Annotated in this window: 14 protein-coding genes and 1 tRNA gene; 11 read left to right on the top strand and 4 right to left on the bottom strand. The window is 71.7% G+C overall.

Annotation, left to right across the window (positions count from 1 at the left end):
- Positions 1-159: 159 nt before the first annotated feature.
- From ispD to ACIA8O_RS34510, 6 genes are all read left to right on the top strand, one after another.
- A complete protein-coding gene (ispD, locus tag ACIA8O_RS34485; RefSeq protein WP_396297971.1) occupies positions 160-870 on the top strand; it encodes a 2-C-methyl-D-erythritol 4-phosphate cytidylyltransferase in 711 nt (236 codons plus the stop codon).
- On the top strand, positions 860-1354 hold the full coding sequence (ispF, locus tag ACIA8O_RS34490) for a 2-C-methyl-D-erythritol 2,4-cyclodiphosphate synthase (protein WP_396297972.1): 495 nt from the start codon (positions 860-862) through the stop codon (positions 1352-1354). Before ispD ends, ispF begins: the two co-directional genes overlap by 11 nt.
- Before the next feature lie 111 nt (positions 1355-1465).
- Positions 1466-1858, top strand: coding sequence for a PPOX class F420-dependent oxidoreductase (locus ACIA8O_RS34495; protein WP_396297973.1), 393 nt, complete (start codon positions 1466-1468; stop codon positions 1856-1858).
- Positions 1859-1921: 63 nt separating this feature from the next.
- Complete coding sequence (gene cysS, locus ACIA8O_RS34500; protein WP_396297974.1) at positions 1922-3313, top strand: cysteine--tRNA ligase; 1392 nt, start codon at positions 1922-1924, stop codon at positions 3311-3313.
- A gap of 118 nt (positions 3314-3431) precedes the next feature.
- Positions 3432-4424: a 23S rRNA (guanosine(2251)-2'-O)-methyltransferase RlmB gene (gene rlmB, locus ACIA8O_RS34505; RefSeq protein WP_396297975.1), complete on the top strand. Its 993-nt coding sequence runs from the start codon at positions 3432-3434 to the stop codon at positions 4422-4424.
- Positions 4425-4605: 181 nt separating this feature from the next.
- Positions 4606-6150: a DoxX family protein gene (locus ACIA8O_RS34510; protein WP_396297976.1), complete on the top strand. Its 1545-nt coding sequence runs from the start codon at positions 4606-4608 to the stop codon at positions 6148-6150.
- A 138-nt stretch (positions 6151-6288) separates the two neighbouring features.
- On the opposite strand, the gene ACIA8O_RS34515 is transcribed toward ACIA8O_RS34510, so the two are convergent.
- From ACIA8O_RS34515 to ACIA8O_RS34525, 3 genes are all read right to left on the bottom strand, one after another.
- Positions 6289-7035, bottom strand: coding sequence for an NDP-sugar synthase (locus ACIA8O_RS34515; RefSeq protein ID WP_396297977.1), 747 nt, complete (start codon positions 7033-7035; stop codon positions 6289-6291).
- Positions 7036-7110: 75 nt separating this feature from the next.
- The gene (locus ACIA8O_RS34520) at positions 7111-7548 is read right to left on the bottom strand and encodes a hypothetical protein (protein ID WP_345290927.1); all 438 of its coding nucleotides are present in this window, start codon (positions 7546-7548) and stop codon (positions 7111-7113) included.
- 160 nt (positions 7549-7708) lie between these two features.
- Positions 7709-8800 carry an ABC transporter ATP-binding protein gene (locus ACIA8O_RS34525; protein ID WP_396297978.1) on the bottom strand — a complete coding sequence of 364 codons (1092 nt, stop codon included), beginning with the start codon at positions 8798-8800 and terminating at the stop codon, positions 7709-7711.
- A 256-nt stretch (positions 8801-9056) separates the two neighbouring features.
- On the opposite strand from ACIA8O_RS34525, the gene ACIA8O_RS34530 reads away from it, so the two are divergent.
- A tRNA-Thr gene (locus ACIA8O_RS34530) sits at positions 9057-9130 on the top strand.
- A 60-nt stretch (positions 9131-9190) separates the two neighbouring features.
- Here the strand turns inward: ACIA8O_RS34530 and ACIA8O_RS34535 are convergent.
- Entirely contained in the window at positions 9191-9712 is a 522-nt protein-coding gene (locus ACIA8O_RS34535; RefSeq protein ID WP_396297979.1) for a hypothetical protein, read from the bottom strand.
- A 197-nt stretch (positions 9713-9909) separates the two neighbouring features.
- Between ACIA8O_RS34535 and ACIA8O_RS34540 the strand changes: the two genes are divergently transcribed.
- From ACIA8O_RS34540 to ACIA8O_RS34555, 4 genes are all read left to right on the top strand, one after another.
- Positions 9910-11298 (top strand): extracellular solute-binding protein, encoded by a 1389-nt coding sequence (locus ACIA8O_RS34540; RefSeq protein WP_396297980.1) that lies wholly within the window; start codon positions 9910-9912, stop codon positions 11296-11298.
- Positions 11295-12164 (top strand): carbohydrate ABC transporter permease, encoded by an 870-nt coding sequence (locus ACIA8O_RS34545; RefSeq protein ID WP_396297981.1) that lies wholly within the window; start codon positions 11295-11297, stop codon positions 12162-12164. Before ACIA8O_RS34540 ends, ACIA8O_RS34545 begins: the two co-directional genes overlap by 4 nt.
- Before the next feature lie 12 nt (positions 12165-12176).
- A complete protein-coding gene (locus ACIA8O_RS34550; protein ID WP_396297982.1) occupies positions 12177-13061 on the top strand; it encodes a carbohydrate ABC transporter permease in 885 nt (294 codons plus the stop codon).
- A 38-nt stretch (positions 13062-13099) separates the two neighbouring features.
- A partial coding sequence (locus ACIA8O_RS34555) for a glycoside hydrolase family 13 protein (RefSeq protein WP_396297983.1) occupies positions 13100-14530 on the top strand: 1431 nt, incomplete at its 3' end.

The raw sequence follows: 14530 nt of genomic DNA on the forward strand, positions 1-14530 counted from the left end.
GGCGGGCCGGCTTCGGAAGGGGACCGGGCGCCTCGTTCGGCTTCGCCAGGGGCCATACCCACCGCGCCGCGGGCGCAAAACATAAATGCAGTACGGCATGGACGCAGCACAGCGCCGAAGGAGCGAACCCTGAACGGTACGGCAGCAGTCGCAGCGGCCGTGGTCCCCGCCGCAGGGCGGGGCGAGCGGCTGGGGCCCGGCGCCCCGAAGGCCCTGCGGGAGCTCGGGGGGGTGCCCCTGCTGGTGCACGCCGTCCGGGCGCTGGCCCGGAGCCGGGCGGTCGGGCTGGTGGTGGTGGCCGCGCCGCCGGACGGCGTGGCCGAGGTGGTCGGGCTGCTGGACAGCCACGGGCTGGACGGCAAGGACGTCCGGGTGGTGGCCGGCGGGGCGACCAGGCAGGAGTCGGTCCGGCTCGGGCTGGCCGCGATCCCGGCCGACGTCCCGGTGGTGCTGGTGCACGACGCGGCCCGGCCGCTGGTGCCGGTCGAGGTGGTGGACGCGGTGGCGGCCGCCGTGAAGGGCGGCGCCGGGGCGGTGGTGCCGGCGGTGCCGCTGGCGGACACCGTGAAGCGGGTCGAGCCGCAGCCGGGCGGGCGGCCCGAGCCGGTGCTGGAGACCCCGGACCGCTCCTCGCTGCGCGCGGTGCAGACCCCGCAGGGTTTCCGCCGGGAGCTGCTGGCCGAGGTGCACGAGCGGGCGCTGGCCGAGCCGGAGCTCACCGTCACCGACGACGCCGGGATGGTCGAGCACTTCGGCGGCACCGTGGTGGTCGTCCCGGGCCACGAAGAGGCCTTCAAGGTCACCCGTCCGCTGGACCTCGTGCTCGCCGAGGCCGTGCTCGCCCGCAGGAGGGCCTCCGATGGCTTCTGACACCCCCGTGGTCCCGCTGGTCGGGATCGGCACCGACGTGCACGCCTTCGAGGCCGGGCGCCCGCTCTGGGTGGCCGGCCTGGAGTGGCCCGGGGCCGGCGACGGCCTGGCCGGGCACTCGGACGCGGACGTGGCCGCGCACGCGGCCTGCGACGCGCTGTTCTCCGCCGCCGGGGTGGGCGACCTGGGTGCGCACTTCGGCACCGACCGCCCCGAGTGGTCGGGCGCCTCGGGCGTCACGCTGCTGGCCGAGGCGGCCCGGATCGTCCGGGCCGAGGGCTTCGAGATCGGGAACGTGGCGGTCCAGGTGATCGGCGTCCGCCCGAAGATCGGCAGGCGGCGCGCGGAGGCCCAGGCGGCGCTCTCCGCCGCCGTGGGCGCCCCGGTCTCGGTCTCCGGCACCACCACCGACGGGCTCGGGCTGACCGGCCGGGCCGAGGGCCTGGCCGCGATCGCCACCGCCCTGGTGTACCGGGCGGGTTGACGCCGCGGGCCGGTCCGTTGGTCCGTTCGGATGGCTGACGGGTGTTCAACTCCCGTGCCGCGCCCGCCGGTCAGTACCGTTCCCCGGGGACACCGAGGGAAAGGGACCACGATGGCGGTAGAGCTCTCCGAACGGGCCGGGGCGCTGTTCGACGGGAAGACCTTCGCGGTGGTGAGCACCGTGCAGCCGGACGGCAGTCCGCAGTCCTCGGTGGTCTGGGTCGAGCGGGACGGGGACGACGTGCTGTTCTCCACCGTGGAAGGACGGCGCAAGCACCTCAACATGGTCCGCGACCCGCGGATCAGCCTGGTGGTCAACCCGCCGGACCACCCGTACACCTACCTGGAACTGCGGGGCGAGGTGGTGATGGTCCGTGAGGGCGGGCGGGAGCTGATCGACCGGCTGTCGCGCAAGTACCGGGGCGAGGACTACGGCTACGACGGGCCCGAGGACGTCCGGGTGGTGTGCCGCCTGGCGGCGCGCAAGGCGGTCGGAAACCTCTGAATCCGACGAGGGCATGGCGGAAAGGTGGCGGGGCACCCCCTACCGCCCACTACGCTTGACGCTGTGAGCCTTCGCCTGTACGACACCAGCACCCGCCAGGTACGCGACTTCGTCCCGCTTGTACCGGGCTGTGTCTCGATGTACCTGTGTGGCGCGACCGTCCAGGCGCCCCCGCACATCGGGCACATCCGGTCCGGCCTGAACTTCGACGTGATGCGCCGTTGGTTCGGCTACCGCGGCTACCAGGTGACCTTCGTCCGCAACGTCACCGACATCGACGACAAGGTGATCGCCAAGGGCCAGGCCCAGGGCGTCCCGTGGTGGCAGGTCGCCTCCGTCAACGAGCGTGCGTTCAGCGCGGGTTACGACGCACTGGGCTGCCTGCCGCCCTCGATCGAGCCGCGGGCCACCGGCCACGTGCCCGAGATGATCGAGATGATGCAGGGCCTGATCGAGCGCGGCCACGCCTACGAGGCGGACGGCAACGTCTACTTCGCCGTCACCACCTACCCGGACTACCTGGAGCTCTCCAACCAGGAGTTGGAGAACCTGCGGCAGCCCGAGTCGGCGGGCGAGACCGGCAAGCGCGACCCGCGCGACTTCGCGATGTGGAAGCGGGCCAAGGAGGGCGAGCCCAGCTGGGACACCCCCTGGGGCCGCGGCCGCCCGGGCTGGCACCTGGAGTGCTCGGCCATGGCGCACAAGTACCTGGGCACCGCCTTCGACATCCACGGCGGCGGGCTGGACCTGATCTTCCCGCACCACGAGAACGAGATCGCCCAGTCCAAGGCCTTCGGCGACGACTTCGCCAACTTCTGGGTGCACAACGCCTGGGTCACCATGAGCGGCGAGAAGATGTCCAAGTCGCTGGGGAACTCGGTGCTGGTCTCCGAGATGGTCCAGGCCTGGCGCCCGATCGTGCTCCGCTACTACCTGGCCGCCCCGCACTACCGCTCGATGATCGAGTACAGCGAGGAGGCCCTGCGCGAGGCGGAGACCGCCTTCGCCCGGATCGAGAACTTCATCGAGCGCGCGGTCGAGACCTGCGGCCCGGTGGACGCGGCGCCCGAGGTGCCGCTGGCCTTCGCCGAGGCGATGGACGACGACCTGGGCGTCCCGCAGGCGCTGGCCGTGGTGCACACCGCCGTCCGCCAGGGCAACAGCGCCCTGACCGCGGACGACAAGGAGAACGCGGTGGCGCGTCTCGCCGAGGTCCGTGCGATGCTCGGTGTGCTGGGTCTCGACCCGCTGGACGAGATGTGGGGCGCCGCCGAGCGGGGCGACGACCTCCGCCCGGTGGTCGACTCGCTGGTGAGCCTGGTCCTGGACCAGCGGCAGGCCGCCCGGGCCCGCAAGGACTTCGCGACCGCGGACGCGATCCGCGACCAGCTGGCGCAGGCCGGGCTGTCCGTCGAGGACGGTCCGACCGGCTCGCGCTGGACGCTCAACAAGTAGCCCCGCTTCGGGGCGCGGGTGGGCCGTACCTTCACCGGTGCGGCCCATCCGCACGACGCAGAGCCCGCCGCCGACGGCCGTCGCCGGGGCGGGCGAGACAGACAAGGGAAGTACAGCCATGGCCGGCAACAGCCAGCGCAGGAACCGACGCAACCCCGGATCGAAGAAGGGCGCGTCCGTCGGCACCGGTGGCCACAGCCGGAAGGCGCTCCAGGGCAAGGGCCCGACCCCGCCGGCCTCGGCGCGCAAGGGCCACGTCAAGCAGCGGCAGGCGAACGCCGCCACCAAGCGCGAGATGGACGCCAAGTCGCGGGCCGGCATGCGCCGCTCCGGCGGCGGCGGCCGTGGCGGCCGTGGTGGCGCCGGCTCCGCCGAGCTGGTCTTCGGCCGGAACTCGGTGGTCGAGGCGCTGCAGGGCGGCGTGCCGGCCAACGCGCTGTACGTGCAGCAGTTCATCGACATGGACGACCGGGTGCGCGAGGCCGTCCAGGCCGCCAACGAGCGGGGCGTCCCGCTGATGGAGGCGCCGCGCCCGCAGCTGGACCAGATGACCGGCGGGATGAACCACCAGGGCCTGGTGCTCCAGGTCCCGCCGTACGAGTACGCGCACCCGGACGACCTGCTGGCCGACGCCGCCGAGAACGGCGAGGACGCGCTGGTGATCGCCCTGGACGGCGTGACCGACTCGCGCAACCTCGGCGCCGTGGTCCGCTCCGCCGCCGCCTTCGGGGCGCACGGCGTGGTGATCCCCGAGCGGCGCGCCGCCGGGATGACCGCGGGCGCCTGGAAGACCTCCTCGGGCGCTGCGGCGCGCCTGCCCGTGGCGCGCGCCACCAACCTGACCCGCGCGCTGGAGGCGTACCAGAAGGCCGGTCTGATGGTGGTCGGCCTGGCGGCCGACGGCGAGGCCGAGGTGGCCGACCTGGAGGCGCTGGCCGGCCCGGTCGTGATCGTCGCGGGCAGCGAGGGCAAGGGCCTGTCCCGTCTGGTCTCGGAGACCTGTGACATCCGGGTCCGGATCCCGATGTCCGGTCTGACCGAGTCGCTGAACGCCGGTGTCGCGGCGGGCATCGTGCTCTACGAGGCCGCCCGGATGCGCGCCAAGGGCTGACCCGGCGGGTTGGTCGTACGTTTGGAACGGGAAACCGATCGGGCCTGACCAGGCCCGATCGGTTTACTCATGATCACTTCAATTGCCGTCAGGAATCCACCCGGGAGAGTGTCCTAACCGGCCGTCACCCGGTTAGACGGGTGTGGACACCAGAACACCTCGGCGCCCTGCCCCGGGCGGCATGGCGGGAATAGATGCCGGCCCCGGCCTCAACACGGTCAAGGTGCCGTCCGACCCGGCCAGGCTCAGCAGTACCCAGGCCAGCTTCAGGGTCAGGCTCGCCGGCCCGGTGGCCCCGCTGATCGACGGCCCGCCCGGCGCCGCCTTCGGCGACCCGTACGGCACCTCCGGCAACGGGCTGCCCCCGGGCTTCGCCCCCCGGCCGATGGTCACCCCGCAGGTCGTGGTGGCCGGTGCCCAGGTGCCGGCGCTGGCCGGCTCCGTCGCGGCCACCCGGCGCAAGGGCCGGGTCACCGCCGTCACCTGGACCGGCCAGGCGGCCCCCGGTGACCAGGCCGCCACCCAGCTGCTGGAGGCCGTCCGCCTCAACACCGTGCCGGCCCCGGCCCGCCCGGTCGGGGAGGACGACACCGAGCAGCTGGAGACCTACCGCGGCGCCCCGGCCCCGGCCCCCGTCCCGGCGGCCGTCCGGCCCCGGCAGGACTGGGCCCCGGCGGGCGAGCTGCCCGAGGTCTCGGCGGTCGGCGCGGACTCCAAGCACGCCTGGTACCCCGGCCGGAAGGTCGACCTGGGCCTGGTGCTGCTGCCGCTGCGGATCGTGCTCGGCTCGCTCTCGGTCTACGCGGGCTTCAGCAAGCTCTGCGACCCGGTGTACTTCGACGGCGGCGACCGCGGCTCGATGATGCGCTGGCTCTCCTCCCTGCACCCGTGGGGAGTGGCCCAGCCGCTGCTGGACTTCGCCATGGCCCACCCGGTCGGGGCGGGCCTGGCGGTCGCGTTCACCCAGATCGTGGTCGGCGTGCTCTCGCTGCTCGGCCTCTGGCAGCGGATCGCGGCCGGTGCCGCGATGCTGCTCTCCGCCGCGCTCCTGTTCACCGTCAGCTGGCGGGCGGTGCCGGTCTACGACACCCCCGACCTGATCTTCCTGGTGGCCTGGAGCCCGCTGCTGATCGCCGGCGCGCCGTTCGGTTCGCTGGACGGCCGGATCGCGCTGGACGCCTGGCGCCGCTACGGCGCCGCCGCCCCGGCCGCGCTCCGGCGCCGGATCTGGCGCCGCGGCGGCGTGGTGACGGCCGTGGTGGTCGGGCTGACCCTGCTGATCGGGTCGATGCTCGGCGCGGCGGTCCGCACCAGCGGACGGACCGGACCGGTGCCGGCCAAGCCGCCGACGGACTTCGGTTCGCCGATGTGGCCGGGCAACGACGCGTCCAACGCCCCGATGCCGGTGGCCCCGCCGCCGTCCTCCAAGCCCACCCCGTCCCCGGCCGCCCCCTCGGCCAACAAGAGCGGCACCCCCAAGCCCAAGGCCTCCACCGGCAAGTCCGAGCCGGCCCACGCGCCGACCCCGGCGACCGCCCCGTCCCCGACCAAGGCCGGCAGCACCCCGGCCGGCAGCACCCGGGGAGCCACCGGCGGCTCGTCCACCGGCTCCACCGGCACCGCCCCCAAGCCCAGCCCCACGGGCGGCGGCATCCTCGGCGGCGTCCTCGGTGCCCCCCTCCTCGGCATGGGCCCCGGCCCGGACCGGCAGCAGGTGGAGGCGTAGAGGAAGACGCACAGCAGGGGCGCGAGGCTCTGACATCTGCGGCTCCGCCGCGCGGGCGCGACCCCTCACCACAGGTGGTGGTGGGGGGTCGCACCGCTGTCAGTCCCCCGCGCCCCGCTTCCGTTCTCTGATGGGACGTCAGTTGGACGCCGCGGCAAGCTCCTTGGCCGCCTCCGTCAGGTCCTTCGCGGTGTCGATTGCCCGCCAGTAGCACCCCTGCGGCAGCTGGTACCCCGCCAGCCGCTTGCCGCGCGCCAACTGCGGGAACGTGGTGCGCTCGTGGTCGCCGACGTCCGGCAGCAGGTCCTGGAAGCCGGGGGCGAAGACGTACAGGCCGGCGTTGATCAGGAAGGGCGAGGGCGGCGCCTCGATGAAGTCGAGCACGTTGCCGAACTGGTCGGTCTCCACCGCGCCCCAGGGGATCCGCGGCCGGGCCAGCGCGAGCGTCGCGACGGCGTCCCGCTCGTGGTGGAAGGCGGCCATCTCACGCAGGCTGAACCTGGTCCAGATGTCGCCGTTGGTGGCGTACCAGGGCTGGTCCGGGCGGGGCAGCGCCTTCGCGGCGTACTTGAGCCCGCCGCCGCGGCCGAGCGGCTCGGTCTCCACCACCGTGCTGACCCTGACCGGGAGTTCGGTCTTGTCGAGCCAGTCCTGGAGGACCTCGGCGAGGTGGCCGCAGGAGATCACCACGTCGGTGACCCCCTCGGCGGCGAGCCAGGCGAGCTGGTGGCCGACGATGGGGGTGCCGGTGCCCGGGATCTCGACCAGCGGCTTGGGCCGGTCGTCGGTGTAGGGGCGGAGCCGGGAGCCCTGGCCGCCCGCCAGGATGACGGCCTGCGTCACGGCGGGGGAGTGCGGGGCGGGAGGGGCGGAGTCAGCTGTCATGACTGAACGATAGGCCCAGGCACGGCGGATGACGCCTCCTCCGCCCCGTACGGCGACCGGAGGGTCGGGACGGTCTCAGCCCACCACGCCGGTGGCGAAGGAGCCGTCGCAGACCGGCCGGGCGAAGGTGCGGGCCCGCTGCACGTCGCCCTGGTACTTGCGCACGGCGGCCCGGCCGAGGTCGGCGGCCAGCTCGGTGCAGTACGGGGTGAGCGCGGGCTTCTCCCGCATGGAGCGCTCCAGCAGGTCGAGCGCGGTGCCCGGGTTGTGGTTGCGCAGCTCCGTCATCAGGTCGGTGCGGAGGGCTTCCTTGGGGGACATCCCGTCGGTGTTCGCGGCGGTCGCGCTGCGCCCGATGGTGCCGTCGCCGCTGGAGGCCGCGACCACCTGCTGGTCGAGGCCGGTGGGCGGTGCCCACGGGACGCGGGTGACGGCGAGCGTGCCGGTGGTCACCAGGATCACGGGCAGGGTCAGGGCAACGGTCTGGCCGATGCGGCGCACGAGTTGCTTCACGCACGAGAGCGTAGCGGCGTGTCGGGCCGTGGTGGCTCTCCGTTACACCAACGAGTGACGCGTGTCCGGTTTCGTCCCTCGCACGGGTTGACGCCGAAGGCCCCCGTCCGCTCGGACGGGGGCCTTCGTATGACGATCTGCCGGCCGGGCCGACGGTGGATCAGGCGCTCAGGCGGGCACCCGTGGTGGTGTTGAAGACGTGGGTCTCGCCACCGGTCGGGACCACGTGGATGGTCTCGCCCTTCTGCGGGATCTGACGGCCGTGCACGCGCACGACGATGTCCTTGTCGTCGCCACCGATCTTGGTGCTGCCGTAGACGAAGCCGTCCGCGCCGAGCTCCTCGACCACGTTGACGGTGACCGCGACGCCCTCGATGCCGCCCGCCGGGACGATCTCGAAGTGCTCCGGGCGGATGCCGACGGTGACGCTCTTGTCGGTGCCGGCGCCGGCCAGGTCCTCGCGGGAGACGTTGACGACCGAGCCGCCGAACTTCACGCCGCCGTCGACCAGCGGGACCTCGATCAGGTTCATCGCGGGCGAGCCGATGAAGCCGGCCACGAAGAGGTTGGCCGGGCGGTCGTACATGTTGCGCGGGCTGTCGACCTGCTGGAGCAGACCGTCCTTGAGCACCGCGACGCGGTCGCCCATGGTCATGGCCTCGACCTGGTCGTGCGTCACGTAGACGGTGGTGATGCCCAGGCGGCGCTGGAGCGAGGCGATCTGGGTACGGGTCGAGACGCGGAGCTTGGCGTCGAGGTTCGACAGCGGCTCGTCCATCAGGAAGACCTGCGGCTCGCGGACGATCGCGCGGCCCATCGCGACGCGCTGGCGCTGACCACCGGAGAGCGCCTTCGGCTTGCGGTCCAGGTAGTCCGTGAGGTCGAGGATCTTCGCGGCCTCCTCGACCTTGGTGCGGATCTCGCTCTTGTTGACGCCGGCGATCTTGAGCGCGAAGCCCATGTTGTCCGCGACGGTCATGTGCGGGTAGAGCGCGTAGTTCTGGAACACCATCGCGATGTCCCGGTCCTTCGGCGGCAGGTGGGTGACGTCGCGGTCGCCGATGCGGATCGCACCGCCGTTGACGTCCTCCAGGCCCGCGAGCATCCGGAGGCTGGTGGACTTGCCACAGCCGGAGGGGCCGACCAGCACGAGGAACTCGCCGTCCTCGATGTGCAGGTCCAGACCGTCGACCGACGGCTTGGTGGCACCCGGGTAGACACGGGTGGCCTTGTCGTACGTGACCGAAGCCATGCTTCTGCGCTCCTTCACCGGCAGGAACGTGCCGGACGATCCGAGTAAAGGTTGGATTGTTGGTCCGCCGCCTGCTGGCCCAGTGGTCTGAACCACTGGCCCCTCGGACGACTTCCTGGCGACGCTACCCGCCCGATCGTCCGATTGTCAGCCCCTTCCGGCCCCCGAATCCGGCATCAATCCGATCACGACCTCCACACCTGACCGGTACACTGCCCACTGGTGCCGCCGTGGCTTCGCCGCGGACGGTCACCGTGCCTCCTTAGCTCAGCTGGCCAGAGCACCGCTCTTGTAAAGCGGGGGTCGTCGGTTCGAACCCGACAGGGGGCTCCGCGATCCGGGTGGGGCGCAGCGGCTGTCGGCCGCTGTGCCCCACTGTCGTTCCCGGGGTCACTCCCAGGGGGTCTGGCAGGCGTCCCACAGCAGGTGGCGGGCCTCCCGGCGGACGCGTTCGACGCGGGAGGCGTCCTCGTCCGTGCCCTCGGCGATCCAGAACGCCCGGCTGGCCGTCGCGGCCGAGCGCCCGGAGGCGATCTCGGCGTAGAGGGCCTCCAGGCCGGGGGTGACGGCCCGTCGGCACTCCTCTTCCAGGTCAACGCCCTCGGGCACCCCGTGGCCGATGCAGTCCACGAACGCGGTGGTGAAGACCAGGTCGACCAGGACGTCCCGGGCCGCCCCGGGGGTGTCGGGGTCCGCGAGGGCGGCCAGCGCCACCGAGATGGCGGCCGGGGCGGGGGCGTAGGTGTGCGAGGGGATGTGCAGGTGGCCCTCGAAGGAGTCCCGCGTGATGCCGGAGGCTTCGCCTTCCGTGGCCAGTCGGATGAGCAACTCGGGTACGTGGGTGGCTGGTTGGCCGCATCCGCAGACCATGCCCGCCCAGTCGTACCGGTCCGCTGTGGTGGCCGTCGTCATCGCACCTCCTTGCCGCACCGGCGGCCGTCGTGGGCCCGAAGTCTCGGTCCGGGAGATGACCTACGCAAGTCTGTCGTGTTTTTGCGAAACTCTGTCGATATCTTGTGGTCATCTGTCGGGCGGTGGTTAAGTGTGCGTGCCGCAGGCGAGGGCCGCGGCACCCCACCCACCCGTGCCCGCAGAAGGGTTCCTCCGTCATGAGCAGAGCTGGGATCGTCCACAGATCCGTCGTTGTCGCGGTAGCCGCAGGGATGGCCATGTCCCTTGCCGCATGCGGGAGTTCGGGGGGTGGGAGCGAGGAGGGCAAGGCGACCGGGGGCGCGACGCTGGATCCGTCGGCGAAGGTGACGATCAGCGTCGACTGCCAGCCGCCGGTCACCAAGGCGGCCGAGCGCAAGCAGTGGGAGGAGGACGTCGCGGCGTTCGGGAAGCTGTACCCGAACGTGACGATCAAGAGCAAGGACGCCTCGCCCTGCGAGGAGCCGGCTCCGTTCACCGCCCAGCTGAAGGGGAAGACGCAGACCGACGTCTTCTACACCTACTTCACCGACCTCCAGCAGGTGCTGGACGAGGGTGCGGCGGAGGACATCTCCGCGTACGTCAACGAGCAGACGGTGCCCGCGCTCAAGGACATCGACCCGTCCGTGCTGGCGACGCTGAAGGACGGCGGGAAGCTGTACGGCCTGCCGACCTCCAACTACAAGATGGGCCTGCTGTACAACCGCAAGCTGTTCAAGCAGGCGGGGCTGGACACGGAGAAGCCGCCGGCCACCTGGGCGGAGGTCCGGGAGGCGGCGAAGAAGATCGCCGCGCTGGGCAACGGGGTGAACGGGTACGGCGAGTACAGCGCGACCAACCAGGGCGGGTGGCACTTCACCGCGGAGCTGTACGGGCTCGGCGGGTCGATGGTGAGCGAGGACGGCAAGAAGGCCGCGTTCAACACGCCCGAGGGCAAGCAGGTGCTGCAGAACCTGTACGACATGCGGTGGACCGACAACAGCATGGGTGCCGCGCAGAGCCTCAAGTGGCCGGACCTGATGACCCAGATGTCGACCGACAAGCTCGGGATGTACATCGGGGCGCCGGACGACATCACGTACATGGTGCAGACCCTCAAGGGGAACTACGAGGACTACGGCATGGGCCCGATGCCCGGCGGCAAGGCCGCGCTGCTCGGCGGCAACGACTACATGTTCAAGAAGGGCTCCACCCCGGAGCAGATCAAGGCGGGCATCGCCTGGATCAACTTCAAGTTCCTCACCCTGGGCAAGGGCCAGTTCGACTACGCCCGGACCAAGGCGGACGGCCTGCCGGTCGGCCTGCCGCAGCCGTTCTTCTTCACCGGCGCCAGCCTGGAGGGCGACAACAAGGCCAAGGCCGCCAACGCCACCGTGCCGGTCGCCAACTACGCGCCGTACCTGGCCGTCCAGGTGCCCGGCAAGACCGAGCCGGCCAACGCCCAGCAGATCTACAAGGTGCTGGACAACCCGGTCTCCGCCGTCCTGACCGACAAGAACGCCGATGTCGCCAAGCTGCTGGGCGAGGCCGAGGCGCAGGTCAACCAGGTCCTGGCGAGCCTGCAGTGACGGTACGTCGGGTCCGGGAGCAGCTGACGGCGCACGGCTTCCTGATCGGTGCGCTGCTCTGCTTCGGCTTCTTCACCTGGTACCCGATGGTGCGGGAAGTCGTGATGAGCTTCCAGCGCACCAAGCGGGGACGGACCACCTGGGTCGGGTGGGCCAACGTCGAACAGCTGCTCCAGGACCCGGCGTTCTGGCAGGCCTGGCGCAACACCTTGCTGTTCACGCTGCTGGCCCTGGTGCTCGGCTTCGCGATGCCGTTCCTGGTGGCCGTACTGCTGAACGAACTCCGGCACGCCAAGGCCTACCTGCGGATCCTGGTGTACCTGCCGGTGATGATGCCGCCGGTCGCCTCGGTGCTGCTCTTCAAGTACTTCTACGATCCGGACTTCGGGCTGTTCAACAGCATCCTGGAGGCGCTCCACCTGCCGACCTCGGCCTGGCTCAACTCGCCCGACACGGCGATGATCTCGGTGGTGATCGCGGCCACCTGGATGAACATGGGCGGCGCGACGCTGATCTACCTGGCCGCGCTCCAGGGCATCCCGGGGGAGCTGTACGAGGCGGCCGAGCTGGACGGGGCCGGCCTGTGGCGGCGGATCTGGCACGTGACGATCCCGCAGACCCGGCTGATCCTCTCGCTCCTGCTGCTGCTGCAGATCGTCGCCACCATGCAGGTGTTCGTGGAGCCCTTCCTGCTCACCGGGGGCAACGGGCCGCAGGGGTCGACCACCACTGTGGTCTTCCTGGTCTACCAGTACGCCTTCAACTTCAACAACTACGGGGCCGCCTCCGCGCTCGGACTGATCATGCTGCTGGTGCTGGCAGGTTTCTCCGTGCTCTACGCGCGCCTCTCCCGCAAGGCCGATTAGAAGGGAAGCCCGGTGGCAGAGCCGCAGACCCGGACGCTGATATCCCAGACCCAACTCGACCGTCCGCTCGGCAGGTGGCTCTACCGGGTGGTCCTGGCGGTCACCGTGGCCGGCTTCACCCTGGTGTTCCTGGGTCCGCTGTACTGGCTGGTGACCGGCGGGCTGAAGTCCACCGCCGAGGTGGTGCAGACCCCCCCGACGCTCTTCCCGAGCGAGCTGCACTGGGACACGTACGCCACCGCCTGGAGCCAACTCCGGCTCGGCAGGCTGCTGTTCAACACGCTGTACTACGCGCTGGGGGCGCTCGCCTTCCAGCTGGTGTTCGACGTGGCGGCGGCGTACGCGCTCTCCAAGCTGCGGCCGGTGCTGGGCAACGTCATCCTCGGCATGATGCTGGCCACCCTGATGATCCCGGCGGCGGTCCTCATCGTGCCGCAGTACCTGACGGTGCTGGACCTGCCGCTGGTCCACCTCAACCTGGTGAACACCCCGTGGGCGATCTGGCTGCCCACGGTGGCCAACGCCTTCAACATCTTCCTGCTCAAGCGGTTCTTCGACTCCATCCCGGCGGACCTGATGGCGGCCGCCGCGATCGACGGGGCCGGCCCGCTGCGGACCCTGCGCTCGATCGTGCTGCCGATGTCGCGGCCGATCCTCGGAGTGGTCTCGATCTTCGCCGTGGTGAACGTCTGGAAGGACTTCCTCTGGCCGATGCTGGTCCAGCCGGACCCGGCCAACCAGACGCTGAACATCGGCATCAAGTCCCTGGCCATGGGCGTGCCGCAGAACGTCATCATCGCCGCGCTGGCGATCGCCTCGCTGCCGACCATCGCCTTCTTCCTGCTCTTCCAACGCAACATCATGTCCGGGCTCACCTCGGGTGGGCTCAAAGGCTGAGGCCGGGGCCCGGGCGCCGATCCGAAAGGACCTCGATCGTGGGACAGCAATCCCCGCCCGACCGCTCCGACTGGTGGCGCGACGCGGCCATCTACCAGGTGTACCCGCGCAGCTTCGCCGACGGGAACGGCGACGGCACGGGAGACCTGGCCGGAGTCCGCGCCCGGCTGCCCTACCTGGCCGAACTCGGCGTGGACGCCGTCTGGTTCAACCCCTGGTACCCCTCGCCGATGGCGGACGGCGGCTACGACGTGGCCGACTACCGGGGCGTGGACCCGCTGTTCGGCACCCTGGAGGAGGCCGAGCTGCTGATCGCCGAGGCGCTGGAGCTCGGCATCCGGACGGTGGTGGACGTGGTCCCCAACCACGTCTCCGACCAACACCCCTGGTTCAAGGCCGCGTTGGCGGCCGGGCCGGGCAGCCCGGAGCGGGAGCTGTTCCACTTCAAGCAGGGCCGGGGTGAGCACGGGGAGATCCCGCCGAACGACTGGGTCTCGGAGTTCGGCGGCTGCCCGTGGACCAGGATCGAGGACGGCAGCTGGTACCTGCACCTGTTCGCCACCCAGCAGCCGGACCTCAACTGGGCCCACCCGCTGGTGCGTTCCGAGCACGAGGAGATCCTGCGGTTCTGGTTCGACCGGGGCGCGGCGGGCGTGCGGATCGACTCCGCCGCACTGCTGGCCAAGGACCCGGCGCTGCCCGACTTCGTGAAGGGCACCGACCCGCACCCCTACACCGACCGGGAGGAGCTGCACGCGATCTACCGCTCCTGGCGGGCGATCGCCGACGAGTACCCCGGCACCCGGATCCTGGTCGGCGAGGTCTGGCTGCCGGACGCCGAACGGTTCGCCCGCTACCTGCGCCCGGACGAACTGCACACCGCCTTCAACTTCGACTTCCTGGCCCGCCCCTGGGACGCGGCGGCACTCAGGGAGTCGATCGACGGGACGCTCGCCCTGCACGCACCGGTCGGAGCCCCGGCCACCTGGGTGCTCTGCAACCACGACGTCACCCGCACCGTCACCCGCTACGGCCGCCGGGACACCCGCTTCGACTTCGCCGCCAAGCGCTGGGGCACCCCGACCGACCGGGCCCTCGGCCTACGCCGGGCCCGGGCCGCCGCGCTGCTCTCGCTGGCCCTGCCCGGTGCGGTCTACCTGTACCAGGGCGAGGAGTTGGGCCTGCCCGAGGTGGAGGACCTGCCACTGGACCGGCTCCAGGACCCGATGCACTTCCGCTCCGGCGGCACCGACCCCGGCCGCGACGGCTGCCGGGTGCCGCTCCCCTGGTCGGGCGACCGACCCCCGTACGGGTTCAGCCAGGATTCGACGGCCGAGCCCTGGCTCCCGCAGCCGGGGGGCGGGGGCCCCCCCCCCCGGGGGGGGCCCGGGGGGGGCCCCGGGGGGGGTGTGGAGCAACACACGCCCCCCCAGACCCGCGGCCCGCCCCGAAGCCCCCCGCCAGGCGCC

This window comes from Kitasatospora sp. NPDC051853 (assembly GCF_044452665.1).
Taxonomy (GTDB): Bacteria; Actinomycetota; Actinomycetes; order Streptomycetales; family Streptomycetaceae; genus Kitasatospora.

Excerpts from the sequence above, each read along its gene's own strand:
- ispF (WP_396297972.1), top strand. The coding sequence starts at position 860 with ATGGCTTCTGACACCCCCGTGGTCCCGCTGGTCGGGATCGGCACCGAC.
- ACIA8O_RS34495 (WP_396297973.1), top strand. The coding sequence starts at position 1,466 with ATGGCGGTAGAGCTCTCCGAACGGGCCGGGGCGCTGTTCGACGGGAAG.
- rlmB (WP_396297975.1), top strand. The coding sequence starts at position 3,432 with ATGGCCGGCAACAGCCAGCGCAGGAACCGACGCAACCCCGGATCGAAG.
- ACIA8O_RS34510 (WP_396297976.1), top strand. The coding sequence starts at position 4,606 with ATGGCGGGAATAGATGCCGGCCCCGGCCTCAACACGGTCAAGGTGCCG.
- ACIA8O_RS34515 (WP_396297977.1), bottom strand. The coding sequence starts at position 7,035 with ATGACAGCTGACTCCGCCCCTCCCGCCCCGCACTCCCCCGCCGTGACG.
- ACIA8O_RS34525 (WP_396297978.1), bottom strand. The coding sequence starts at position 8,800 with ATGGCTTCGGTCACGTACGACAAGGCCACCCGTGTCTACCCGGGTGCC.
- ACIA8O_RS34535 (WP_396297979.1), bottom strand. The coding sequence starts at position 9,712 with ATGACGACGGCCACCACAGCGGACCGGTACGACTGGGCGGGCATGGTC.
- ACIA8O_RS34540 (WP_396297980.1), top strand. The coding sequence starts at position 9,910 with ATGAGCAGAGCTGGGATCGTCCACAGATCCGTCGTTGTCGCGGTAGCC.